The 25607-nt window shown below is 42.2% G+C and carries 22 protein-coding genes and 2 pseudogenes; 7 read left to right on the forward strand and 17 right to left on the reverse strand.

Annotated elements, in window-relative coordinates:
- Positions 1 to 9 precede the first annotated feature (9 nt).
- Positions 10 to 1161, forward strand: coding sequence for an AI-2E family transporter (locus Q0541_RS24255; protein WP_298916655.1), 1152 nt, complete (start codon positions 10 to 12; stop codon positions 1159 to 1161).
- 565 nt (positions 1162 to 1726) lie between these two features.
- Here the strand turns inward: Q0541_RS24255 and Q0541_RS24260 are convergent.
- The 5 genes from Q0541_RS24260 to Q0541_RS24280 all read right to left on the reverse strand — a co-directional run bounded on the left by Q0541_RS24260 (position 1727) and on the right by Q0541_RS24280 (position 11181).
- Entirely contained in the window at positions 1727 to 2539 is an 813-nt protein-coding gene (locus Q0541_RS24260; protein WP_298916658.1) for a DUF928 domain-containing protein, read from the reverse strand.
- Positions 2540 to 2616: 77 nt separating this feature from the next.
- Positions 2617 to 4947, reverse strand: coding sequence for a CHASE2 domain-containing protein (locus tag Q0541_RS24265; protein ID WP_298916661.1), 2331 nt, complete (start codon positions 4945 to 4947; stop codon positions 2617 to 2619).
- Positions 4948 to 5131: 184 nt separating this feature from the next.
- The gene (locus tag Q0541_RS24270) at positions 5132 to 6100 is read right to left on the reverse strand and encodes a DUF1822 family protein (protein ID WP_298916664.1); all 969 of its coding nucleotides are present in this window, start codon (positions 6098 to 6100) and stop codon (positions 5132 to 5134) included.
- Positions 6101 to 6312: 212 nt separating this feature from the next.
- Positions 6313 to 9036: a CHAT domain-containing protein gene (locus tag Q0541_RS24275; protein ID WP_298916668.1), complete on the reverse strand. Its 2724-nt coding sequence runs from the start codon at positions 9034 to 9036 to the stop codon at positions 6313 to 6315.
- Positions 9037 to 10224: 1188 nt separating this feature from the next.
- Positions 10225 to 11181 carry an aldo/keto reductase gene (locus Q0541_RS24280; RefSeq protein WP_298916671.1) on the reverse strand — a complete coding sequence of 319 codons (957 nt, stop codon included), beginning with the start codon at positions 11179 to 11181 and terminating at the stop codon, positions 10225 to 10227.
- A 79-nt stretch (positions 11182 to 11260) separates the two neighbouring features.
- On the opposite strand from Q0541_RS24280, the gene Q0541_RS24285 reads away from it, so the two are divergent.
- Positions 11261 to 11857 carry a DUF1802 family protein gene (locus tag Q0541_RS24285; protein WP_298916674.1) on the forward strand — a complete coding sequence of 199 codons (597 nt, stop codon included), beginning with the start codon at positions 11261 to 11263 and terminating at the stop codon, positions 11855 to 11857.
- A gap of 75 nt (positions 11858 to 11932) precedes the next feature.
- Here Q0541_RS24285 and Q0541_RS24290 read toward each other — a convergent pair whose 3' ends face one another.
- The 10 genes and pseudogenes from Q0541_RS24290 to Q0541_RS24335 all read right to left on the reverse strand — a co-directional run bounded on the left by Q0541_RS24290 (position 11933) and on the right by Q0541_RS24335 (position 19368).
- Positions 11933 to 12286: a hypothetical protein gene (locus tag Q0541_RS24290; protein WP_298916676.1), complete on the reverse strand. Its 354-nt coding sequence runs from the start codon at positions 12284 to 12286 to the stop codon at positions 11933 to 11935.
- 272 nt (positions 12287 to 12558) lie between these two features.
- The gene (locus tag Q0541_RS24295) at positions 12559 to 14430 is read right to left on the reverse strand and encodes an ArsA family ATPase (RefSeq protein WP_298916679.1); all 1872 of its coding nucleotides are present in this window, start codon (positions 14428 to 14430) and stop codon (positions 12559 to 12561) included.
- Between the two features lie 177 nt (positions 14431 to 14607).
- The gene (locus Q0541_RS24300) at positions 14608 to 15291 is read right to left on the reverse strand and encodes a GvpL/GvpF family gas vesicle protein (protein WP_298916684.1); all 684 of its coding nucleotides are present in this window, start codon (positions 15289 to 15291) and stop codon (positions 14608 to 14610) included.
- 58 nt (positions 15292 to 15349) lie between these two features.
- Positions 15350 to 15589: a gas vesicle protein GvpG gene (locus Q0541_RS24305; protein WP_298916687.1), complete on the reverse strand. Its 240-nt coding sequence runs from the start codon at positions 15587 to 15589 to the stop codon at positions 15350 to 15352.
- A gap of 14 nt (positions 15590 to 15603) precedes the next feature.
- Positions 15604 to 16338: a GvpL/GvpF family gas vesicle protein gene (locus Q0541_RS24310; protein ID WP_298916690.1), complete on the reverse strand. Its 735-nt coding sequence runs from the start codon at positions 16336 to 16338 to the stop codon at positions 15604 to 15606.
- A gap of 22 nt (positions 16339 to 16360) precedes the next feature.
- The gene (locus Q0541_RS24315) at positions 16361 to 16834 is read right to left on the reverse strand and encodes a gas vesicle protein K (RefSeq protein ID WP_298916693.1); all 474 of its coding nucleotides are present in this window, start codon (positions 16832 to 16834) and stop codon (positions 16361 to 16363) included.
- A gap of 113 nt (positions 16835 to 16947) precedes the next feature.
- Entirely contained in the window at positions 16948 to 17298 is a 351-nt protein-coding gene (gvpJ, locus tag Q0541_RS24320; protein ID WP_298916696.1) for a gas vesicle protein GvpJ, read from the reverse strand.
- Positions 17299 to 17535: 237 nt separating this feature from the next.
- Positions 17536 to 17763: a gas vesicle structural protein GvpA gene (gvpA, locus tag Q0541_RS24325; RefSeq protein ID WP_298916699.1), complete on the reverse strand. Its 228-nt coding sequence runs from the start codon at positions 17761 to 17763 to the stop codon at positions 17536 to 17538.
- Positions 17764 to 18084: 321 nt separating this feature from the next.
- Positions 18085 to 19237 (reverse strand): annotated as a pseudogene (locus Q0541_RS24330) (IS4 family transposase).
- On the reverse strand, positions 19186 to 19368 hold the full coding sequence (locus Q0541_RS24335; protein WP_298916723.1) for a hypothetical protein: 183 nt from the start codon (positions 19366 to 19368) through the stop codon (positions 19186 to 19188). Before Q0541_RS24335 ends, Q0541_RS24330 begins: the two are co-directional and overlap by 52 nt.
- A 401-nt stretch (positions 19369 to 19769) precedes the next feature.
- On the opposite strand from Q0541_RS24335, the gene Q0541_RS24340 reads away from it, so the two are divergent.
- Positions 19770 to 20033: a hypothetical protein gene (locus tag Q0541_RS24340; protein WP_298916704.1), complete on the forward strand. Its 264-nt coding sequence runs from the start codon at positions 19770 to 19772 to the stop codon at positions 20031 to 20033.
- Between the two features lie 55 nt (positions 20034 to 20088).
- Here Q0541_RS24340 and ggt read toward each other — a convergent pair whose 3' ends face one another.
- On the reverse strand, positions 20089 to 21900 hold the full coding sequence (ggt, locus tag Q0541_RS24345) for a gamma-glutamyltransferase (protein WP_298916707.1): 1812 nt from the start codon (positions 21898 to 21900) through the stop codon (positions 20089 to 20091).
- 203 nt (positions 21901 to 22103) lie between these two features.
- Here ggt and Q0541_RS24350 point away from each other — a divergent pair, with 203 nt between their 5' ends.
- The 3 genes from Q0541_RS24350 (at position 22104) to Q0541_RS24360 (ending at position 23628) form a co-directional block, all read left to right on the forward strand.
- Positions 22104 to 22415: a DUF1778 domain-containing protein gene (locus Q0541_RS24350; RefSeq protein WP_298916710.1), complete on the forward strand. Its 312-nt coding sequence runs from the start codon at positions 22104 to 22106 to the stop codon at positions 22413 to 22415.
- Positions 22416 to 22931 (forward strand): GNAT family N-acetyltransferase, encoded by a 516-nt coding sequence (locus Q0541_RS24355; RefSeq protein ID WP_298916713.1) that lies wholly within the window; start codon positions 22416 to 22418, stop codon positions 22929 to 22931.
- 70 nt (positions 22932 to 23001) lie between these two features.
- On the forward strand, positions 23002 to 23628 hold the full coding sequence (locus Q0541_RS24360; RefSeq protein WP_298916719.1) for a Uma2 family endonuclease: 627 nt from the start codon (positions 23002 to 23004) through the stop codon (positions 23626 to 23628).
- Positions 23629 to 23757: 129 nt separating this feature from the next.
- Here Q0541_RS24360 and Q0541_RS24365 read toward each other — a convergent pair.
- Positions 23758 to 24660 (reverse strand): annotated as a pseudogene (locus Q0541_RS24365) (glycine betaine ABC transporter substrate-binding protein).
- Between the two features lie 183 nt (positions 24661 to 24843).
- Between Q0541_RS24365 and Q0541_RS24370 the strand changes: the two are divergent.
- On the forward strand, positions 24844 to 25607 hold a 764-nt coding region (locus tag Q0541_RS24370), incomplete at its 3' end, for a WD40 repeat domain-containing protein (RefSeq protein WP_298916716.1).

Raw genomic sequence — 25607 nt, forward strand, 5'->3', positions numbered from 1 at the left:
AGTCAGCCTGTGAAACTCGGTCAATGGATCGGCTTAATCGCCATAGTTCTTTCTTTATACATCCTGTGGCAAATTCGAGAAGTGCTTTTGCTCGTGTTTGCCGCAGTTGTGTTAGCCACCACCTTAAATCGGCTAGCGAAACGCTTCCAACGCTCAGGTATGAAGCGTGGATTCGCTGTCCTTCTCTCAGTAGCTATCTTTTTTGCCGGAATCGTGGGTTTTTTCTGGCTAATTGTGCCACCTTTTGCCCAGCAGTTTCAAGAACTAACCTATCGGGTTCCCCAAGGTTTTGGACGCTTTAATAGTTGGCTTGACGGTCTGAGAACCCGCATTCCTACTGAATTGATTCCTTACATCCCAGATTTAAACAGCCTGATCCAACAAGCACAGCCCATCGCCAATCGGGTATTAGGAAACTCGTTCGCCTTTGTATCTGGCTCCTTGGAAATTGTCCTCAAGGTTTTACTAGTGCTAGTTTTAACAGGAATGACATTAGCCAACCCCGTGGCTTACCGCAAAGTCTTTGTGCGGCTTTTCCCCTCATTTTATCGGCGACGAGTCGAAGGGATTTTAGATCAATGCGAAGTCTCCTTGGGGGGATGGGTAATAGGCGCTCTCATTGCTATGGGTGTAGTCGGGTTGATGAGTGTAATTGGCTTATCTATTTTGGGTGTAAAAGCAGCACTTGCTTTAGGGGTTTTGGCAGGATTTTTGAACTTAATTCCCAACCTCGGCCCAACGCTGAGTGTAGTACCAGCAATGGCGATCGCTCTGTTGGATGAACCCTGGAAAGCAGTTGCTGTCTTGATTCTCTACTTTTTTATTCAACAGATTGAGAGTAATTTTATCACGCCCATTGTCATGGCGCATCAAGTCTCATTGCTACCAGCTGTAACCTTAATTTCCCAGTTATTTTTCGTGACTTTCTTTGGCTTTTTAGGATTATTTCTAGCACTACCTCTAACTGTCGTCGCTAAAATTTGGGTGCAAGAGGTGTTAATTAAAGATGTTTTGGATCAATGGGGAGATAACCATAGAAAAGAGACTGAGTTTGTGATGGTTTCTGAATCTCCTGAAGTAGATGACTATTGGACAGCAGGAAGTCCTGATATTAAAAAGGAGCGACCGATTGATCATGATATCTTGCAAAAAGAAGATTAGTTATATAGCAATCCGATTTGATTTGTGAGAATTGCAACCCGCAGATCCCCGACTTATTTAAAAAGTCGGGGATCTTGTTTCTGCGCGTTTGATATCATGTCCGGTAAATTACTTGTGATTCCTACCTCACTTCTCAACAGCAGTCTCTCCCCTAGTGGCTACCGTGTACATACAAGTCAGAAAACCTTACATATTGGCTTGGATCTCGTAGGGTGCATTATGGACATTAGTCCTAATACCAATTCTGCATGAAGATGCGCCAAACGAAATGAGGAACGAACCGCAAAGGACGCATTCGCGTAGCGTCTCGTAGAGAAGGACACAAAGGGAGAAAGAAATAAGAAGCCAAGAAAATTTGGCGCAGCCTCACAAAGAAATGGTATAATACACCGAAAATCTGTGATGGTGCAGTACCTTCAGGAATAATACTAATTAGCGATCGCTTTCCTACTCTTGGGTAAACCGAAAATCTGAGATAGTGCCGTACCCTCAGGAATAACACACCCTAAAAAACTAGGTTTTTAGGACTTGTGTGTACACCGTAGTATTTTTTGTGTTTCTTAGTCTAAGGTTGCTTTGAGAGAATCGGTTCTGGTGCAATATCATCTAAATGGATCTGATTTAACAAATGCCGCCACTCTGCTTGCAGTGCTGCATCTTTAGGATTTTTCTGACGCAGTTGAGCCAGTATCGTCAGTGCGTCGTACCATATCCCGTTTTCAGCATAGATAGCATACTGCTTTAGAAGTTCTGGTGTTTGTAGCTTTTTGACTACGGTTGGATTTAGTTCGACTCGGACAATCACCCCTTCGACGAAAGTCGGGGGCGAAATCGTTTGCTTGTTACAGTTAATCGTGAAAAACCAGCGATATTGTTTGTTTAGTGCCAAAGCAGGAGCTGTGGAAGGTAGAGAAACGCTGATGACTCCTGGTTTATCTGGTAGAGCGATCAGTGGGCGGGAAATCTCGTTAGAGTCCTGATCTTGCAGCACAAATTCAACTTCATAGGGCGAATTTTTGGTATATGGCACATAGAAAAACCAACTTGGGCGTTCTAGGGTTGTCTGTCCCCAGACATTGATCACTGAGTCAGCTGACTCAGTAAAGGGCACTAAAGCAGTCAGCTTAGGTTTAGTAAGTGGACATATCGGTTCCCCACGCTTCGCTCCACCACGAACCCGACCTCCAGGAGGGGGGCCAGGTGGAAGTGGAGGTTGATTAAAGGTTGTGGCTTGAGCAAGGGTCGTTTTAGCATTACGATCGCTAAGTGAAGAACTAAGAGTTGGTTTTGCAAGGACTGGAGTCAGGCTAACTAGTAAACTGGTGCAGCTAAAAGCTACTACTACAAACAGTTTTATCGGTTGTGAATTTGACTTCATAAAAACCTTACCTTAAGTATGTAAACCTTGTAGATTTATCTGCTGGTTATCCAAAAATTTCATAAAAAAATCTTTACCTATTCCCTATTCGCCACCCGAACTTTTGTTTTTGAATCATAAATTGACATCAAGGCAACCGTAGCTGCCAACGACAAAACCGAAGGTATAAACGGCACCCAAGCGCCCGAAATTAACAGATTAAAGCAAATTATATACAGAACACTAGAGGTAATACTGATTGCCAATGCCAACCAAGGGAACGAAAGCCTTCGCCAAGCCAGGACTCCCCCCACCAAAGACCAGCCCCAAATCCAGACCACCTCAACCCACAGTGACCAAACCCGTAGCAACGGCCGCCCATCCTGGACAGCACTGAGGATCTGGCTGGCCATATGCGCTTGTACCAACACTCCTGGCATTTTCTTTAAAGCAGCGCCATAGGGTGTAGCCCAGGCGTCTGGAGAATCCCCCTTTGCTACCACACCAATCAAAACAATCTTGTCTTTGATAACACTGGGGTCAATCGGATTAGAAGATAAAAATTTGGTTAGCTTTATCTGTTGGGCTATCTCTTTTGAGGAACGGTAGTTGAGCAAGATTTGACCGCCATTAGCATCAATATTTTGATAGCCACCAGTACGAGATTTCAGATTTGGAAAAATAGTTTTACCCAGCTGCAAATTCCCTTGAGTGATCTTTCGTTCAATTCCTAAGGGTTGTAGATAGAGAGAGGCCAGTTCTACACTGAATGCATAACGAGCAGGACACAACGATGTCGGCTCTGGGTTCATGAACAGGAGATGCCGACGGATAACTTCATCACTATCATTAATAAAGTCACTGAATCCCAAATTTGTTGTGGGGATTTCTGGTGGCGGCTTAAAGCCTGGGATATTTTCTGTGACATCGCTCCCCTTACATACGCCAATCAAGTTCTGAGTTTTTTGGAGACGAGTAATTAAATCTGGTTGTGTGGCTTTAAAATCACGGTAGATATCCAAGCCGATCGCGCGGGGTTGGTACTGATTCAGTTTTTCCAGGAGTTTATTGAGTGATTTTTCGGAAATCGAAGCGCCGATCAAAAACTCGCCATTTTGTCGTTGAGTTGCTATATCGTCATCATCAATTGTGATTACTAGCAGGCGCGAATCTAGTCCTTCCGCAGGGCGCGATCGCATCATCTGGTCAAAGGCTTGCATCTCTGGACTTTCCACCAATCCTAGCCATCTCACCCCACAAACCAAGGCTGTAATCGCCAAACTCGATAACAAGGTTATCGTAAATCTGCGTTTGTGAGAGTAAGCTAAATTCGGTATATCTTCAGTTTTTGTAGACCTTAATTCATCCCAAGTGGGTGGTATCTGGGCTGGATTTTGGCAAATCATTGGTAGCCAAGTCGCACAGGGAAATCGATCCTCAAGTCCTTGCAATCGTTCCCGCCCTTGGCGTACCGCTTGATATAAAGACTTCCCATTGGCAAAGCCTTCGAGAAAATACTGTAAAAACTCTTTAGCAACCTGGTCTGGAACCGGTTCGCGCATGACGATCATTTGAGGAATTTGCAAATCAGCTAATTCTCGCGCCAATCCTAATCCATCACAGGAGTTGAATATAGCTAGTTGCAAACCGTTTTCAATGGCTTTCCTAAGAGCATACTTTAACTCGCCAATGGTAAGGCTATCAGTTTTATTCAGGTAAATTCGTCCGCTTTCTGCATTCTTGTTACTGGAACTGTGCCCAGCAAAGAAGAGAATATCCCAGTTTTTTCCCCAGAGATGATCAGTCAATTCCTTACGTTGTGGTTCTACCAGAAAGCTGACCTCTGCATTCGCACACTGTTGCAGTAAAGCTAGATCAGCCTGGGTGTCAATCCCCTGACTATTGCCTACAATTGCTAAAATGTTGACTAATTTATTTGGAGTGCGTGGCTTGTGAATGCGATCGTAGGATGGTGAAGAAAGGGCGATTTCAGCCTTGGGGTAGCGTTCTAACAAATCCCACAGATGCCAGGGTAATAGTTGCAATTGGCTATTTTCTGTTTGCAGAATCACCCGCACTTCTTCCGTGGACGACAATCTTTCTAACCATTTTTCCCTCAAAGGGCGAAACTCCTCTGCTCGCAGCCAGGTATTAAAACGTGCCCGCAAAATATGGGAAGTGTTTTCGCAGTCTTGAATCATCGATACATTCGTCACCTGCATTTGGTCAGCATGGAGGCGATAACGATTGCCTATCTGCCGATAACTAGACTGCCAATGACTGTAATAGAGCGGCATTTCAGGGAATGAAGGTAGCCTCCCCGTGATTTCTGTTGCAGCACGCTCGTGTTCTTCACCAATTTGGAGAGTAACAGCAAACCCCTGCTCAAAACTACCCTCTCCGAATTTCAGAACCACTAACTTACCCATGACTGTCACTAATCTCCCTGTGCAAAATCATGCCCTGTTCTAATGTCTCATAACAAGCTCCACAAGCTTTTACAGACTTTTTGAAAAATCTCCAAAAGTCGGCTTGAATTTTTCACTTTTAATTTTTAATTAACCAATTACCACTTAATAAATTACCAACAAAGAGGGAAGATAGCTATATGTTTCAAATCCGAAAATATTCGGTAATGCTAATATCATTGATAGCTACCCTAACGCTAAATTGCTCTGTAGGTTCACCGCGAAACTGCAACTGAATATAATTGTCTAATTTTCTCGATTGAGCATTTAGAAATACTGCTCCCGAACTATCTAGAACGGTGAGATGAACTCCTGGGGGCAAGTAGATTTGATTCCCAGTGGCGTGCAATTGGAGACGAATACTGGTTTGTTGATCTTCTTCTAGGCTGATTTCCACAATCAACATGACGGGTTGGTTGAGAATTTGGATACCCAAATCAATCAGTTTTGCCCGTTTAGTAATTGATTCTGGTTCGTTAAGGGTATTTAGTTCTAAAGTTTCAATACTGCGAAAGGCATAAGCTGGTCTGAGTTCCGGCAAGTTCCACAGAGATTCAATAGTCTGCCAACCTGTCTCAAATATACCAGCAAACCACTGACTTAAATTCACCAGTGAACTAACTGGGGATTGGCGCAGTTGACTCAGGTGGTCGATAAACGCTTCCAATGGTTGCAGTTGTTCTAAAGGCAGTGTTTCAGTTGCGACACTAGGCATAAAACCAAGCAGCCTCGCTTCTTGGAGCGATTCATCAAATTGAACTACTAAATAACCTACCCGTTCTTCCCAGGTTTCTGGAGGAATGGAACATATCTGCTGGTGTTCCTGCACAGGGCGACATTCTAGAGGACCAACTGAGGGCACCTCTAAGTCAGCTATATTCCCACAGAGGCGCATGACACAGTTCCAGCTGTCACTAGCTTGGAGGTCAGTAGGAATATCCATCATTTCCAAGTAGTCATTCACTACCCACACAGCCAGCGTATTCAGCCGAACTTGTTCTGCTTTTTCAGGATTTGGCTGCTGGTTAGCAAATTGCTGGGCAGTTATGCGAGCTGATTGGGAAATCGGCAATGTTAAAGCGAAATCGTCTAGCTGATAGGTGGAGTTATTCATAAGTCAATCCCTAGTGATCAATGCTGCTATGTAGATATCACCCGCATTCACTAAATTTATGCCACAAAACAGAGAATGATTATTAAAAAATTGGGGATTGAGAGGTTTGAGGTTGTGAGGTGGATGAAGGGAGTTCTCAAACAGATGAACGGAGTTCTTAAAGAGATGAATGAGTCTCTAATTTTCTTTGTTCCCAGTCCCCAATCCCCAAATCACAACCAATTGCCAATCAACACATAGGCAGACCAAAAGCTTGGCACTCTGTAGTTGGGATGGTTCAGCAGTTGTAGCTGGGCAAGTTGGACAGCTTTGGCTTTGGTAATTTTGCTACTGTTGAGTTTTTGATAGAAGGCACTAACAAACATTGCTGTCGATTCATCATCAATCTGCCACAGCGAGGCTATGGTACTGCGTGCCCCAGCTCGGACAGCTGCTCCTGCAAGACCCAGTGCTGCACGTTTGTCTCCTGTTGCTGTTTGGCAAGCACTCAAAACTAATAGTTCTACTATGGTTTTACCCTGACTGCTGAAGAGAGTATCAAAATCCTTAACATTGATCTCACCATCAAAATCCAAAATAAAAGTGTCTTCAAGGCGGGAACTAAACTGACCGTGGGTTGCTAAATGCACTATGTTGAATGGAGCAGCACCAATTTTACTCTCTAAATTCTTTTTCTTAAAATCTTTATCTAGTAGGCTAGTTGTCGAGATTCCTGCTTTGCTAATGCCGTCAAATTCAGATTCGATCGCAAACAACGGTGCAAAGTTGGAAAAACCTGGTGGCGGCTTAGTCAGTCCTGCGGTTAGCGCTCTTAGTTGCTGTTTTACCAGTGGTTTAGGGCTGAGGAGTTGCAGACCGACGCTTAGAGCAATTGCATATTTCTCTACCAAGTATTTCTTGCCATCGTAGAGAGCTGCCATTGGTAAATTGCGTAACGGGCCATCTAAGACGAACACTAGGGTATCTACCCGACTTTTTTGCAATTCTGACTCAATCGGTTTGAGTAGCCAGTTATAAACTTGGTGCGAGTGGGTTTGGACGGCTTTGGTAGCGGTGGGATCAACAAGATTTTTTTGCAGTTTTACTAAGAGTTCCTCTACTTCTGGACGGGAAATCTGAGTAGTGTAGCTTTGCAGGGGTTGTTTGGGAATTTTGACAATTACCTGGAGTTCTTTTTGAAGAATAATCGGATAGAGGATGGCAGCCGTGGCATTTTCTTTTTCTACCACTTGATCGAGGGCTACTCTCTGACCTTGCAGGCAAGCTTCCTGGAAGAAGTTGTCCAATTCTGCTAGTTGGAGTGCTTCAATCCGCTCTCGTGCTTTCTCCAATATTTTTTCATCTGATTTTTCTTTTTGGGATTTCAGTAGTAACTCTACTGACTCTCGGTAGACGGGTTCTACGCTGTCCCGGAAGGTGAATTGCACATCCTGATTCACTACATTACTGACTATTAAATCTCTGCGGAGAGACTGGAGAGTTTCCACAGCAAGATCATATGCCCTAATCGCACCATTAATATCTTTTTGTGCCCGGAGCAATCTACCTAATTGCCACTCCAAGGTATAGATAATTTCTGGTGCATTGCTGCTCTGTGCCAAAGCTAATCCTTGCAGGGTCAGGTCTTGCGCTTTTGACCACTCTCCGGTTTCTTCGTACAAACCGCCTAAGCTTTTCAGAGCATAGGCTTCTGCCCGCTTGTCCCCTAAACTGCGGGATTGCTGGATGGCCCTGGTGAGTAATACTGTTGAGTCTTTTGTGCTGAATCCAGAGTAGTAATTCTGACTAGATGCTGGCAACACACCACTCTTGATTTTTAAGATACTTTGTGAGTAATTAATTTGAGCGTAAATACTAGCACGGCTGAGGGGAAGTTGATCGAGTTGGGACTCAATCAATGGTGAGAGAGTGTAAACCTCTGCCCATCGTTGATCTTCAATGAGTAGGCTTAGTTGATTGAGTTGCGCTTGGACTTTTGTCAGGAGTGAAGGAGATGCTGTGACTGTTCGTTGATAATAGGCGATCGCTTGTATATTGTCTTGTTTTCTACGGGCATGATTCCCCAGACTGAACAGACTTGCCGCAATATCAGTGCTTGATTGCAGATGTTGAGCAATCATTAGACTTTCTTCTAGCGCCTGGTATGAGTCTTTCAAATCCCCCACTACCAAAAGGGCATCACCGAGCGATCGCAAACTCACTGTCTTTTCTCTAGAGTCTGCTTGAGATTTTAACGTCAGACTTACCTCTTCGAGTGTTTTGACAGCCCGAGGGTAAAGTCCTTGGCTTCGCAACGCCTGTGCTTGATTGATTAGCGATCGCACCACACCGCTTTGATCATCTGCTTGCCTGTAAATTTTTTCCGTCTGCCGCCAAGTTTCTAAAGCCTCCTCGGCCTGTCCCATTGTTAGTTGGAGACGACCTTGAATATCCAGTGATTGGGCAAATATTTTTTGCAGATTTTGGTTTTCATCCTGTTGTTTGAGCAAATTTAAGCCCTCTGTAATTGCCTGCTGTGCCTGAATCCATGCACCCAGTTGCTGGTAAGCTAGGGAAAGATTACTTAGTGTTACTGCCAGACTGAGGCTGTCCCCTTGCTGCTTATATGCTTGGACAGCCTGTTGTAACACTTCTACCGCCTTGGCAAAGTTTCCAGCCTTGTATAAAATTTGGCCCTGCTCTAATAGTGAGGCGGGGTCAGCGGCCACAGCCAGCGACATAAAACTATTAATTGGTAGTTGGGATGAGGAATTAATTGAGCCAGGAACTTTTGCCAGTACGGGTGAACCAAGGATGCATAGCAAAGCTATTAGGAAGTACAAAGGCAAACGTAAAAAGTGAGCTAGCCTGGTCTTCTCCCAACACCCTAGCTGCTTTTGCCTTTTAACTTTTACAGAATTCGCGCCAAAAATCGTAGTTGGTTTAGTCACAAGCATGACAAAAGGTAAGTGATAACCAAGAACGCACAGGATTAACTGTAGGTGTTTGGGCTACCAGGGTAATGTTACCATTCGCATCCATTACTTATCCCTGAGCCTTCCACAATCTTATTTTTCGTGGGTTGGATCAGGTTTTACTGGCTAAATCTCTACTTACCGGGGCCGTTCGATCTCTTTGAGACTTAGGCAGACTCTACGAATTATTATGGTGCGATCACCCCTTAGGGGAAGTGTTCTTAGTACACCAGTCGCCTCAACGGCGGGAAAGAAAGGAAGTTTGGATGCCTGGGGCTGTGCCAACGGAGGAACAGTCTTATTTGAGTTGATACTGTAAAAAACAAGCCCACATCAGTGGGCTTGTTTTTCTAAGCAAAATTAAGTGAAGTACCCTAACCAAAAGGCTTTAGGTTTCTTGGGCACATTAACTGTCTTTTGTTAATGTTATCCTAGTCTCACAACTAGCTCCTCAAGCGTGAATTCCGGCACTCCCTGCCGTAATTAAAAAATTTTATCATAATAAAATACCAAAAACCTGGTCGGGGTTGACCAGGTTTTATCAAGTTCACAGGTTTCAAATTGTTAAACTAATTAAGTAATTGAAAGTTAATAACTAAGGTGGACTAAAAACTAACAAACTCAGCATTCTTGCATTTTTCCACTTTGGGATTTGGCTTTGCCTTTTACATTCAGCTTTTTGCCACTTATATAATGTTTGATATGCTGAAATTTACTTGGGTTGATGACAAGGGGACACTAAGTCATTGACCCTATTGTTTGGTTTTATTTTGTTTGGTGTCCTACTATTTAAATTATCAGTTAGTTGGTAGATCGCAACTCTTAGTTTACTAAAATTGACGTTTTGTTAGATTTTGCAATCTAGCTCCAATTTGATCCCCGACTATCTTTTTTAGAACTTACGCACTGTACAAATTAATCATGGTATAAATTTACCAAAATAGGTCGTTTCAAGCTTTGATAGCGATCGCTTGTACCCTGCTTTAAGCCGCTACGCGTCTATGGATGCTCTGACCTCTCTCCTTTCATTCATATTTAGTATTTCCTGTCAATGCGTAAGTCCTATTTTTAAGAGAGTTGAGGGGATCTTTGTACCCCTACTCAAAAGCCAGCTAGGCGTAGCCTCTCCAAAAGAGAGAGATTAGCATGGTTAACCAAACTGCATTGTAATCAATTCCACATAATTGGACTGTTATCAAGATGGTCGGTGACAATACGGCCGATCGCATCAATTTCTGCCAATTGGGACGCAGAAAGTTGAATTTGGGCAGCTAATGTGTTGTCTAGTGCTTGTTCGGGATAACGCGCCCCGGCGATCGCATTTGTTTGGGGTTGAGCAATTAACCACGCTAAAGCTAACTGAGCAAGGGTACAATTATGAAGAAGGGCTATGGGACGCAGTTTTTCTAGCGCTTGTTGAGCATGTTCAAAGTTATCGCCTTGAAACAGTTTATTTTTAGCACGGTTATCTGTTAGGTCAAATTTATGACCGAAAGCAAATCTTCCTGTTAACAACCCCTGTGCTAAAGGCGAATAAGCAAGGATAGAAATATTATTTTTGATACAATAGGGCAACGCATCTTGTTCTACCTGTCTCCAGAATAAAGAATAAGGTGGTTGTAAACTATCAATACGTCCATAATTTGCTGCTTCTGCCAACTGGGTGTGGGAAAAATTGGAAACACCAATGGCTCGAATTTTACCTTGCTCTTTAAGAAAGTTTAGAGCGCTCATAGTTTCTTCGATAGGTACTATTTCACTTTTGAAAGCACCGGAGGGCCAATGTATTTGGTAAAGATCAATGTAATCAGTTTTCAGGTTGGTTAGGGAACGATCGCAAGCTTCAATCACTTGTTCATACTTTAGATGGTTAGGCAAAACTTTCGTGGCATACTCCACACGAGTTCGTACATCAGATAAAGCTTCAGCGACAATTCGCTCAGAGTGTCCTTCACCATAAGCTTCAGCGGTATCAATTGTGGTGATACCAGCTTCAAATGCGGCTCGGATCGTTTTAATCGAGTCAGCATCCTCAATTCCTACCCACATTCTTTTACCAGCTTGCCAAGTTCCCATAAGGATAGGTGTAATTTGGACTTCAGTTGTACCTAGCGATCGCTTTTCCATAACTGCTTCCTAATTCATTTCCTTGGATAGTTTCACACTTTATCGGTTTTAGGTTGAAATTAAATCAGAGTTATAGTAGATGCTGATGGAATTGACCACAACTTTTCATGCTCTCAAAGAATGGGCAGTCGCCATAAATGCTTTGGAAAATGGCAAAACAATTATGTTGCTCCGCAAAGGCGGTATCCATGAACGAAATGGACATTTCCAAGTTGCCCACAAGCAAATTTTGCTTTACCCTACTTGTGAACATCAACAAGCTTTCATGTTGAAAGCAGAGTATGCCAATCATGTTTATCCAGTAACATCATGTTGGCATCCAGAGACAGTTCGCATCGGCAGTTGGGCTGAAATTACGGATATTTTGCCAGTTAGTGACGAATTTCTTGTCAACGCCTTGCTTCCCTTCCATATTTGGAACGAGCATTTTATTAGCGATCGCCTCAAATGGAAACCACGCCAGCCGCTTTATGTTCTCCTCCTGCGGACATATCAACTACCTCAACAAGAAATTCCCTACCATTCTAAATACGGCGGTTGCAAGTCATGGATTGATTTAGATGAACCAATTCAGTTGCAAGGAGCAAAACCAGTTTTGTCTGACTTTGCATACACCCAATTAGTAGAGACAATTCGCAAGATTGTCGGCGATAAGTTGTATGCTCCATCTTTCTAATAACCCAACTTGCTGCCCAGATCCCCGACTTCTTCAAGAAGTCGGGGATCTAAATCTAGGTTAAGTAACGCCATTCTACCCTACAATTAATTTGATTTTTACAATACAATCAGCAGTCAGTTTGGATTGAACGAAAAATAAAAATAGCTCACTCTCTTGAGGTAAAAAAATACCGTAGGGAGTTAAAGTTGGGCAATCGGAAAAGTCATGATCCAACGCAACAGTAGCGACACGAGTTTTTCCTCCTCTGTCAAATTCCCCAACTTTTATCCCCACCTTTGCATCCATAGAAATTCGTAGTGTCGTTGGCTGATCATCAGCTTCTTGATTAATACGATTAACTTCTTTAAAGATAGCTCCAGTTTCTGGTATCTCTTTTATCGGTTTGGTTTTAGCAACCTGCTTTAAGCCATAGCCTAATTGGTTCAAATCGTTGTCTAATAACCTCAATTGAAGGCAGTTCTTCATGCTGGTATCCTTTGAGTTCAATTAGTTGACGACGAACCTCTGCTGCCCAGAGGCGAGTATATAGCTTAATACTATTGAAAGTTAGGTCTATTTGGCTTGTATTGGCATCTCTTTTGTCAGCATAGAGGTGAGTATTGCTTTGTTATTTGTTGTGCCTATGCTGTACATCATACCAAACCCCATTAACCGTTACTAAACACTCACTGTGCCAGTTGCTGTATCGAAAATACTTTTTAAAACAGGAGATTAGCCGCCGCTTTAATTCGGTCTAGCGGTTCCACAGAACGGGGTAAAATTGGTAAGCGAATTATAGTTTGCCCAGCAAATAATTTAGCATGGATTGACCTATCCTGGCTGTAGCGGTTATGCACCACGTAACGCTGCTGAACTCCCATTTTCTGTAAAGACTCAGTTAACCGCACTTGTTCTGCAATAATTGCAGCTTGAGCTTGGATGACACCAATAAATTCAGTGTGGTGGGGGTCTTTTAATTTTTTCTGTACTTGTACAACTTGTTGTCGCAAATTCCGCAGCCGCCCCATCAAATCTACCCTACCTAAAACATTTTGATACTTCATCCACAGCTTGAATATCCAAGCTAGCCAGTCAGCTAATGCAGATGGCATTTCCAGAAAGCGAAGAAGATGACCAGTAGGGGCAGTATCCAGGATAATTAAATCTTGCTGTTTGCGGTCTAATAAATCCATTATTGTGATGAGGGACAGCATTTCATTAATACCAGGTAAAGCATGCGCTACAATTTGTCGCCAAGCTTGGGGAGTGTAAGCAATTTTTATCGCCCCTGCTTCAGTCCCTTCTCCACTCATCATTTCTGCTAATTCCCAAAGATAATCATTGCGGAACTGTTCTAATACTATGTCGGCATCGATTTCTTGACCGCTCAAATTTGCGGTTAGCTGAGTGGGTTCATGTCCCAATTTTTCCCCAAAAGCATCTCCCAAAGAATGGGCCGGGTCAATGGAAATTAGACGAATATTTTTATCAGGATAACGACTTGCTAACGCCCACCCTATAGCGGCTGCAACTGTCGTTTTTCCTACTCCACCTTTGCCACCAACAAGGATCAGTTGCCGTCTTTCAGTGATAAAATCGCTGAAGCTGGGTAGTAGTTTAGCAGGCCATTGTATGGGTGGCGGTGGAGCAATTGCAACTGTATCAATTTTTTGAATTTGGGTAATAATATTATCTAACGCTTTACCGCCAAGGGGTTCTGATGTCTGTTGCGGTACGATAAAAACCGGATGGTTACCTGGTAGTTTTAGAAATTTCTCCAGTAATTGTTGTTGTTCGCTATAGCGGTCTAAATCTGTAGGAGCATTTGTCAAAAACTGGTTAACGAATAAGCCACCGCAAGGAATGGACAATGCTTGCAAGCTTTTTAAAAGTCGTGACGTTTCTAAAAGACTCATGGATTCGGCGATCGCCACCACCAAGAGTGCGCTTATATCTTTATTTTGCAGCAAGCGTCTGCCTTGAGCTAATTCAGATTTCATGTTTACCAGAAACTCATCGACTTCATCTGCAGTATACTTTCCCCTAAAACTTGTGGCGATCTGACGATGTTTTTCTTGAAATAACTCCAAAGAATTTAAAACTATATCTAAAAAATCTTTAATTCCTAATAAGTTTAACGTGTGACCGGAAGGAGCCATATCTACTACTACGCGGTCTACCACTTTTTCTGTAAGCAGGCGTTGAATTTCTAGTAAACTCATGACTTCATCTAAACCAGGCCAGTCTAAATCCCAAACAGGCGTTAAATCTTCACCCTCTACAAAACTTCCGCGCTCAACTAATAGCTCTAAAAACCTGCCGGATTTTGCCTGAAATTCTAGAAGTAATTCTTTAGCATCTAACGCCCGAACGCTCAAGTTAGGTAGATCGGGTAAAGGTGAGGCGTTGTGTTCAACTTTTATTTGTAGCACATCGCCTAAAGAATGTGCCGGATCTGTAGATATTAACAGTATTTGTTCGTTGGTAAATAATCTTGCCCAGCGCCGAGCGAAACTACAGGAAAGGGTTGTTTTCCCTACTCCACCTTTACCAGTAAACATTGCTATTTGAAGTGAATCGTACTCGCTCATAGTATTTATACTAATTGCTAATTGTGAGTCCAGTTCCCTACGGCGGGAAACCCGCCGTAGGGAACTGGCGAACCCGAAGGGCTAATTGCTAATAGCTAATTGCTAATTGCAATGAACAATTAGCTATTAGCAATTAGCACCTTCACAGATAACATAAGTATTCAACCGAAACTGATATTATATAAAGTTATAAGGAGGTAGGGCGAGTCCTAACTGTAATTCCCAACGATCGCACGCGAGTTGCCAAGCTAGAAATTGTTCGGCGAGTAAGGGTTCGTCTTGGCGACTGACTAAAAGATAAATCCGCGCTTCTTCACCCTGCGGTTGAACAACAATTGCCGACTTATATATCTGGGTAATCAGATGAACTGCCCGATCCCATTGGGCAGTTTGAGCGTTTTGAAAGTCTTGCTGTGTTTGATAGCGTTGTTTCTTGGCTAAAAAATACTGTCTTCCTGCTGATGGCGGCGTTATGACTGGTTCATCTGGAGTTCGGGGAATAAACTTCAAAATATATTCAGCTTTACCATTTAATTGGCGTATCTTTTCTAGATATTCCTCAGTGTGAGATTCTAGATAAGTTAGTAAGCTTTCTTTTGAAGCAAAGGAGGTACCGAATCGTAATGGTAAAACTGTAGTCTGGCGAAACAGTTCACCTATAACACGATCGTGTGACAAAACCGCTTGGATTAATAGTTCGTTATCGTTCTGCAATAATTCTAGGGATACCTCTGGTTCCACCAAAGCTGAAACGCCTGCGTTACTAATTAGAAGTACGCGCGAACAGATACCTATGGGTAACTCTAGGGTAGCGGCTGGTGTATTTAAAAAGGCGTAAGTATAGACATTGTACAGTTCCACACTAGTTAAGGTAAAGATTTTTCAACTGTTTAGCTCCGTAACAAAGGCGATACCTTATTTACCCAGATTCTTCAGCTTCCAGTGCTTGAATTTTTAGCAACAGTTCCTCTTCCTGAACTTCAAACTCCTCTTCGGAAATCTCACCAAGATCAAATGCTAATTGCAAAGTTAATAACTGTTTTTGCAAATTTTCTGTATCATCTAATTCAGCATTCTTCAACTCTAAAAGTTGTTCTGCTATCCAAATGATTCCGCCAAGTGGTCCGGAAACCGGAAAGGTTAATAGTTCCAAAAGCATAACTTGAGTTCACCTTAAGAAAGCTGGGCAAATGTATAAGGTGCTGTAAAATTGTTGTAGCGAATTCGCAGGCGATCGCCAAACTTCTGGTCGATTGCTTCTACTGTTTCGCTAAAATTAGATTCACTTGACCAAGGAATCAAATAAGCCGCATTATAAATCATCTCTTCCGTCATTATATCGTTTTCCACAAATTCCTCTGCCAAAACCTGCAATTGGGAGCAGAAAACATTAATTACTGCTTCCTTACGCAGTTGCAAACCACTTTCAATGAGCTTGCCAATTTCGATTATTTCCGACTGACTTAAAGCTTTACCTAACCTAGCATCGCGTTTTGCTTTCAAGCTGACATTTGATTCTAGTAAAGCCTGCATCTCCGACGTGCTATTCCAAAATACCTTAACGCTAACTTCTCTGCGTCCCTCCAATTTTTGAAATAACTCTTCTAGTTTTTCCTTATAAGGACAAGTCAATTGGTCACTCACCGTGTCCCAGGTTTTCACTACCAATCCAAAGCGGAGAGGTAGTAGGGTACAGAATCCCTCATCCATCGCGGATTCTAAAACTTTTTCATGGCACAATAAATTACGTCTGGAAGTGAGATATTTTTCTTGTTTAGCTGTAGAGTATAAAAAGTTAAACCCGTCCACATTATAGTTCTGTACTGGTTGTTTATCTAGTCCGAGTAATACCACTTTTTCTGAAATAGGTGCGGGTAAAATGCCGTAAAGATAAAGACCATTATTCATAAAAATCCCCCACATATAATATTTATATCGGCTTTGATGTTAAAATCAGCCGTAGCTTCGCGTGAATCAAGTTCAGGTTACCCAAACCTAAATCAACATCACCATGCACCACAATTCCAATATTTAAAAGTCTATCCAGCAGTTCCAATATAGAAGGATTGTTGCTAGTTTCCCCCGGATAGTAACTTCCATGTGGTGGTAATAGAGTACCGAATTCTCCCAGATTCACATTCAATTCTGCTGGTTCGATTTCAAAAATTTCGCATAAGCGCAGCACTTGTTCTTCCAGCTTTTGTAGACTTAGAGCTGCGCTGTCTAAGTCAGACTCGCTGAGAAGTTGTTCTTCCATGCGGCGAATGACTTGTGCTTCCATTAACTGGCGAACTAATTCCACTACTGTTAACAGTAAAGAAGCCAACCCTGCCTTACTGTTTAATTTGTTAATATTAGGAGCTATTTCAGGGGAGTTATCAGAGGATACGCCAACTAATGCCATAATGCCACTTTTTACGTTTCATTTAGAGGGTTTATGTCCTCTTCAGGAGAGAGAGGATTTTTCGGCATATAATAAGGATTTTGTAACGGCTGGCACCAAACTCTATTTGACTGCTAGCTAAAGCTTCTCATAGAACGTATTTCTGCTTCTAAACTTTGCAACCGTTCTTGAAGTTGACGATTTTCGTCAATTAAAGTTTGTGCCTTGCTGGTTAGATAAGGATCGTTCTCCCACCAATTTATTCCCATCTCTCGCGCTTTATCAACTGAGGAAATCAACAAACGAATTCGGATATGCAGGAGTTCGGTAGAGGCGACAGAAATAGAGATATCACCTGCAATCACAATTCCCTTATCCAAAACTCGTTCAAGAATATCCGCTAAAGTTGAGCCTTGGGTAGATGTAGTAATTGCTCGGGTAGAGTTCTTTTGGGAACTTGTTGGTATTATAGGGGTAGAAGTCATGATTATTTCAACTCCAAAATAGTGTAAAAACGGTTCTGCTGGCTAACCAAGTTTTTTACACAACTTAGTATCAATTCTGTTTGTTCAGCCGTTAAAAAGTTGAATGAAGCTTCTGCCATTCTAGCACCGCACTCGTATAAAGAGGGTCTTCATAAATCATTGAAAGCTAAAGAAAAGCCGAAGAATTTTTAGAATTTAAAATGCTTTCAATCCCGCTATTTCCTTATAATTAGTAATTTATTCTAAGGAAATAGCAGGAACCGCTGCTGACTGAGTTAGACCAACTGCTTGAGCGTATTTCAGATAGGTTTCAACAGAAGCGATAACGATGCGGGCTTCAATTGTCAACAATTCGATCCCAACCAAAGAAATACGAATCCAAACGTCTATAACAATACCTTTATCGAGAATGCGATCAATAACTTCGACTAAGCTAGAGGAAGAATTGACTTTTTCTATTACCATAGTTTTGCTCTTTAACTAAATTATTGTTTATGTGGCTGGGTAATTGCTTATAACACCTGACATTATGAATTCTATCAGACGAAAAAATAAGTTATGTATGTTAGCGCACACAAGCATATACTAGTTATATGCCAATACGCTTGGGTTAAGGCTATGCAGTGCTTAAAACAACAAACACAGGAGGATTGGTTATTATTCCAGTGCCTCTGTGTTTAACTTTTTTAGAGCGAAATTTTGCTCCAGGCTTTTTAACAACCCTTGGGTTATTTCTATGAACCCTTTCAGGTAAAACTTGGTCGAGGATTTCCACAGTTAACCAACTCAAAAAAAGGGGAAATATTGTGGTTGCAAACGCTGAAATTTTGGGAGGGCACGACGAACAACTCGTAATGTTCCAGTGAAACTTAGACGCAAGGGTGCAACTTCTGCACTGGTGGCAGCTTGAAAAATTAACAACCGGATAGCCCAATGTCCTAATAATAAACCGTAAATTTCTTGCACCACTTCTCGTGGTTTTTGAGAACGAATATGAGTTCTTCGTCCTAGAAGATGTACTTTGAGTTCATCAATCGTATTCTCGACTTCAAGGGCGTTGATGGTACTCACAAGCTAGCAACTGGGCTGGGAATTTTACTCTTGTCCAATAAGCTTGTAATTAAACGATATTTGATTTCTTCTTCTGAGTTATCAGGATTCTCAATTGTGTACTCAATGACTCGTACTTATATTGGTTCAAAACCTTTTTTTCTCAGTTTGCCAGAAGGATAAATATAACTTAAATAAGAACCATCCTCTAAAGCTTCTTCATTTAAAAATTTAACGTTTTTCTGGTATTCTTCCTAAATAATCACAACCCTTACTTACTGTTGCTTGTACCATAGCGTAGGAGTGCAAACCTCTATCCCACATTAACAACATTCCGGATGTTACTGAGCGTAATAATTTTAGTGATCTAACTCGCTCTCCAATCTTATATGGGCACATTAATGCATCAAAAATTAAATGTGTCCCTGCCTCTACCAAAATAACTAATCTAAATGAGTGGAAATGCCGCTCGTGTAACCAGGACGACCAAAAACCCTTGCATTTTCATCACTATCTGGGATATCTAAGCAAGTTCCATCAATCACTACAATTCTCAGTCCGTTTAGAAAACTTCCAATTGTTTCGCTGTTTGCCATTGGTCGCACCAACTGATGAAACAATTGCGTCATTACCCCTGCACAACCGTCGCTGTCTGCCTTGGGTGATAGCTGATTTACAAGGGATACGCCAATATTTACCAACTTTTCCCCATGCCTCTGAAAGACCATCAATGAGACTTTTTAGTACATCTGGCATTGAATCTCAAGGGCCACAGGCTCATTGCTATTATTAGACAAATGACCAGATGTGCTGGTAACGAACGATGGCGTTCCTCTTCTACTTTAGTTTTAGTGGTAAGCGTTCGCGGAGCGTCTCGTAGAGAAGCCATGCCGTAGGCTTATCGCTTGTTTGATTGAAGTTGCTGGGATAGCAACCTCTATCGCTTTGAATATCTCCGTACTTTGTATTTTGGGAGACACTAATGAGAATTCTTTGAGATGCACCGTGCTTGATTTCCATTTTTGGAAAAAATGCCCATTTTACAGCTATTCTAGCCTTAACCCAAGCGTATTGCTTTATAATTAATTTCTAAAATCTGCGCTTATGTAACCATAAATACAAATAGTCTGATTGTCAACTCTAGCTAAAATAGTAGTTATTGTTACACACACTCATCAAAAGCGCGGATAACATTAGAAAAATCTCTCCTAGAAGGATGGTGAAAGAAAGCTGTTGATCTTTGTGTCCTACAGCAGCTTTCTCAGGGTATGACTTGTTAAGTAATTATCCTGTAGTGGATAGAACTTAATTACACTTTGTCTAAAGTATTAGGCAAAAAAGTACTCCACAAAGGTGAGATTTAGCTTGACAAAAATCTGCCATTATGCGTTAGTTATTAGCTCAAAGCAAAGGAGTTTGCAATGCATCGACAAATGTGCTGGTTATCTAAGTCTGGTGGTGACGGAGAGAAAATTTTGTATTTGCAGACAGAACCCAATCAGCCTTGGCGTCCTTACACAGCTTTTGGACATTTCGCAGTCCCAGATTATCAAATACCAGGTGGTTCTAAAGGTTGGGCAACTTATCAAAAACTTCTCAAAGCAGGTTGGACACTAGTACCTAGCACACGGGCAAACGAGTTTGGCGGCAGCAGCTATGCAGAGTCAACAGCTCAAAATCAATAGAGAGACGCGATTAATCGCGTCTGTACAAGGAGTTATTATTCTCCTTGTAGCTGGCTCACAAGCCTTTTGGGGAACCTTCACCGCGAGGATCAGCCGCCCCTTCTAAAGTTCCATCGGCTGTAACAGCGATCGCGTTACCATTACCCCAAGGAGCAGTTTCCTTAATTTTGTGTCCTCGACGGCGTAAGTCTTGCACAGTGAGAGCATCCAAACCCCAAGATTCGACGCGCAATTCATCGGGAAGCCATTGATGATGTATGCGTGGAACAGAAACAGCCGCACCAACATCCATGTTGTATTCCAGCACATTCAGGATCACTTGTAAAACCTGGGTGATAATGGTGCTACCACCAGGCGCACCTGCTGCCATGCGGAAATGACCATTTTCTGTGACAATTGTGGGAGTCATGCTGGATAGAGGAGTTTTACGGGGGGCAATGCTGTTGGCATCGTTACCAACCAAACCAAAGGCATTAGGCACTCCTGGCGCAGAAGCAAAATCATCCATCTCATTGTTGAGGACAATTCCAGTTCCCGGTGTCACCACACCAGCACCAAAAATCAGATTAACCGTGAAAGTCAGACTCACAGCGTTGCGTTCTTCATCCACAACAGTAAGATGAGTGGTTTGGGGAGATTCATACCGAGTTGCGTGCAGTTTCAGAGATTGAGCAGATAACGGAATGATATTTTCTCCTAAACTCTGATTATTAGCTTGACTAAAACGTTGTAGTGTTTCTTTATCTACTGGCTTGACCTCGGTCGAGGGTCGAGCCACTTGCATATTAATTTCTTGACGGCGTTTTTTGGCGTAAGCTGGACTGAGCAGTTCTTGTACAGGGACTTTGACAAAATCTGGATCGCCTAAATATTCTGAGCGATCGGCGTAAGCAATCTTCATTGCTTCTACCATTAAATGTATAGCATCGGGATGATGCCATCCTAAAGATTTTAAATCAGTGTCACCGATAATATTTAAAATCTGCAATAGATGAACACCTCCCGATGAAGGTGGTGGCATTGAGCAAATTTTAGCTTTACGAAAATTGCCACAAACGGGAGTGCGCCAGATTGGTTTGTAGGCTTTCAAGTCTTCTAGAGTAATTAAACCACCATTTTTTCCCATATCAGAGGCGATCGCCCGAGCAATACTTCCGGTGTAAAAACTTTGGGGATTTTGGGCGATTGCTGTTAAGGTGCGGGCCAAATCACTCTGCACTAGCTTCTCACCTGGTTGGTAAAATTCGCCGTTATGAGTGAAAATTTCCCGCAGTGCTGGATTCTTGAGAAGTGCTTGCTTGTAAGATTGGTTTGTTTGCAGAGAACGCCAAGTTGCCACATCGCCAATAACAAAGCCATATGCAGCCAGTGCGATCGCAGGCTTCACCACCTCTTGCCAAGGTAGCTTACCATAGCGACGATGCACTTCATAAAGTCCCGCTACCGTTCCTGGTGTCCCTACTGCTAAATAACCATTGATACTTGCATTCGGGCGCACCTTTCCTTCTGCATCTAGATACATATTTCTTGTAGCTTTTAAGGGTGCGCGTTCCCGAAAATCTAGCGCTTTCATCTCGCCAGTTTTTTCAGAATGCATCAGTAAAAATCCGCCGCCGCCGATTCCTGCTGAAAAAGGCTCAACTACTGATATTGCAAAGGTTGTGGCTACGGCTGCATCAACTGCATTACCACCTTTGCGTAACATCAAAATTCCCGCTTCACTTGCTAGGGGATGGGCTGAAACTACCATTCCCTTTTTGCTATGTAAGGGTAAAGTTAAAGCGGCTGAGGCAACTTGGCTGTAAAGTAAGACGGTGAAAGAAAAGATTGCGATGGCTACTCGCTTGGGTTTGGCAACAGTAAGCATTTTTATGCATTTTGTTTGATATTTATTAGCCTACCGTTAAGGTGTGCATTTGATACACTGCTTGCTTGTTGGTTGAGCAGTTGCAGGGCGATCGCTAAATTCTGTTGAAATTTGTTCTATGTTTGTTACTATTAATTTGTAAGGAAAACTGCCGTACACTTGATTTTTTTGGTAAAAATTATTTGTATCATATAAAGGCTATTATGGCTGATACTGTGGGTCAAAGCCGCCAAGTGAATTTAACGCGCTCCAAGGCTGAACGTCTGGAAGTTCGCATCACTAAAGAACAAAAAGAAATTTTCCAGCGGGCTGCTGAAATTCAAGGTCGAACATTAACAGATTTTGTGATTAGCAGCGTTATGAACGTTGCCAAACAGATTATCCAGGAAAATGAAATGATGATTTTAAGCAGAGAAGACCAAGAAGTTTTTGTGGAAGCACTACTCAATCCACCAGAACCAAGTGCAAAATTAAAAACCGCAGCTCAACGCTATAAACAAAACATGGGTGTATAAGTGGCGTTACCTGATACTTTTGATGATTATTTAATAGAGCCGCTGGGAAAGCAAGACCGGGCGGCTTTTTCTTGCGATGTTGAAAAACTCGATATTTATTTAAAGCAGCAAGCAGGACAAGATGCCCGTAAACGGATGGCTGGTCCCTTTGTTTTAATTGAAAAAAGTTCTGGAATCGTTGCTGGGTATTACACACTATCATCAACAGGTATTAAATTCGATGAATTGCCAATTGAGATCACAAAGAAGCTACCAAAATATCCAAATGTTCCTGCAACTCTTTTAGGTCGATTAGCAGTTGATAAAAACCATCGAAAAAAAGGGCTGGGGGAAATGCTGTTAATGGATGCACTGTATCGCAGTCTACAAAGCGAAATTGCCACAATAGCTGTAGTGGTTGATGCCAAAGACGACGCAGCTCGCTCTTTTTATGAGCATTATAATTTTATTCAATTTCCTAATTTTCCTTATCGGCTGTTTCTAATGATGGAAACAATCGAAAAAATGTTTGCATAAGTAATTCCAAATAACTTTTTAATGTATCTTGTAATCAACTAGCTAACTGAAATGGGTGAAACAGCCGAATATGGATACCGTAATTACCCCAGAAAGAATCGAGTTACCACCTGGCGCGGTGTTGAAACTTTTAGGAGACTGGCAAGACTATCAAGTATTGAGTCAGCAACTAGGCGATCGCTCCTCGCCTCGGATAAAATATCGACCTGGAGAGATTTTGCTGATGGCACCACTACCTGAGCATGGAAGAGATGCGAGTTTGTTGGCATTGATAGTAATAGCTCTACTTGACCACTTGAACCGCATATACGAGTCATTTACGCCCATCACCATGAGCTTGCCAGAAGTTAGTGGTATTGAACCAGACTATTGCTTTTACATTGAAAATTGGAGAGCAGTAGTAGGCAAAAAAAGAATTGATTGGCAGTCAGCACCACCAGATTTAGCAATTGAAATAGATGTTACAAGCTACACCGACATTAATGATTACTTGCCTTATCGAGTGCCAGAGGTCTGGATATTAAAAAGTAATCGGTTATTAATTTATAGATTGCTCTTAGAAAGTTATGTGCTTACAGAAAGCAGCTACTTTCCTAACGTTAGAGAAATAGTGCAGCAATGTCTCCAAATTGCAAACGAGCAAACAACAAGTGAAGCGATTAGGTGGTTAAGGAACTTTTTGCGTGGACAACAGTAGACAGGCGTTAAGCTGTAGTGTTACGGCTTCGGTAACGCACCATTTCAAGTTTTCGGTGCGTTACGCTAACGCGGTAACACACCCTACACTATCTTCTAAATATTTGCGCCTACTTACTTATCCTTGAGATTAACCTAATCCTTTGGATTTGCGAAACTCGCGTACAACATCTTTAATATCTTGCAATTCACCCTCAACTAAATAGTTTAATTGCCGCATTTCATCTGCCGAAATCTTTCCGCCAAGTGAAGCGATCGCTTTTTTTAATTCAGGATATTTTTTTTAAGTTCCTTGTCGAACAATTGGTGTAGCTTCGTAAGGAGGAAAATATTTTTTATCGTCCTTGAGTACAACTAAACCCAAGCGAGCAATCTGTCCGTCAGTAGAGTTACCCGCTACCATATCCACCTGTTTTTGAATCAAAGCACGATATATTAAACCCAAGTCCATGATTTGGGGTGATTTAGCAAAACGTAAATCGTAAGCTTTAGCTAATCCTGGAAAACCATCTTCCCGTTCTAAAAATTCGTAGCCAAAACCACCACGCCACTGCGGTGTATATTGAGTAGCTTGGGAGAGAGTTTGAATATTGTAGCGCTTGGCATCATCACCCCGGACAATCATCGCAAAAGTGTTTTCAAAACCCAAGCTTGGCATCACTTCCAGATTGAATTGCTGGGCATATGCTTGTTTTAATCTTTGATAAACTTCTTTAGGATCATTAACAGCTTTTTGCTTCAAAATTCCAGTAAAAGCTGTGCCTGTATACTCAATATAGGCGTCAATTTTGCCAGCAGTAATAGCGCTATGACAAACAAAAGAACCACCCAAACGGAAACGACGATCCACTTTTAAATTAGTTTTCGTCTCAATTTGCTGTGCTAGAAGTTCACCTAAAATATCTTGTTCAGTAAAGTCTTTGGAAGCAACGATAATATTGCCATTGCTGCTACTATTTAAATTCGGTGTGCAACTAGTGATTAGCAGTAACAAAGCAAAAGTTAAAAAGCAAAATGTTAAAAATCTTTTCATTAGAGACCATTTATAAATTCAATCTTAAGTAGCTTAACGCACCGTTATATAACATGGTGCGTTAGGCGGATAATATCGTTTGTATTCTGGATATTTTTACGTCAGCGAATCTTGAACCAGGAACATTATTAGACAAAAAGGCTCTGAAAAATTATGGTAAATCTTCTGTTTCATGGAGGCAAAATGAAAAAACGACAAATATTGACGCAAGCAAAGGAGCAGCCAAAGCAGGTGTTGTCAGAGACGAACCAGAAAGCAAATCGGCGGATTCGGTTGGGGGCAATTGCGCTGAGGGTGATGCTGACAGGCGCGATCGCAGCCGGATTTGCGGCTTGGCATCCGAAAACAATGATTGCTGTCAATGGCGATCGCGCAGTTGCAGCGGTTGAAACAGCCCGCCCAGAGAACAAACACTTATTGAAACAGTCAGCAGACTCTAAGCAAAATTTGAAAGTCGCAAGTCAGAAGCAGGGGGTTAATCAGGTGAGTGAGCAAAACAGCTTGGATCTCAGTGGTATCAATCCCCTGAGTGGTTTCGATCCCCTTGCTATAGTAAACAGTGTCAGCTTCAGCCCGGATGGACAAACGATCGTCTCTGGCAATGCAGATGGCATTATCAAGCTGTGGAAGCCAGATGGCACACTGATCACCACGCTAAGTGGACACGGACACAAGATTGCTGTTAAAAGTGTCACCTTCAGCCCAGATGGAGAAATGATCGCCTCTGGTGGTGGGGATAACACTATCAAGCTATGGAAGCCAGATGGCACACTGATCAAGACGCTGACGGGACACACTGATAGTATAAACAGTGTCAGCTTCAGCCCGGATGGACAAAAGATCGCCTCTGGCAGTGCAGAAGGCACAATCAAACTGTGGAAGCCAGGCGGCAAGATGATCAAGACACTGAAGGGGCATTATGATGGTGTGGAGGATGCCAGATTCCC

The organism is uncultured Nostoc sp. (assembly GCF_937863485.1).
GTDB lineage: Bacteria > Cyanobacteriota > Cyanobacteriia > Cyanobacteriales > Nostocaceae > Nostoc.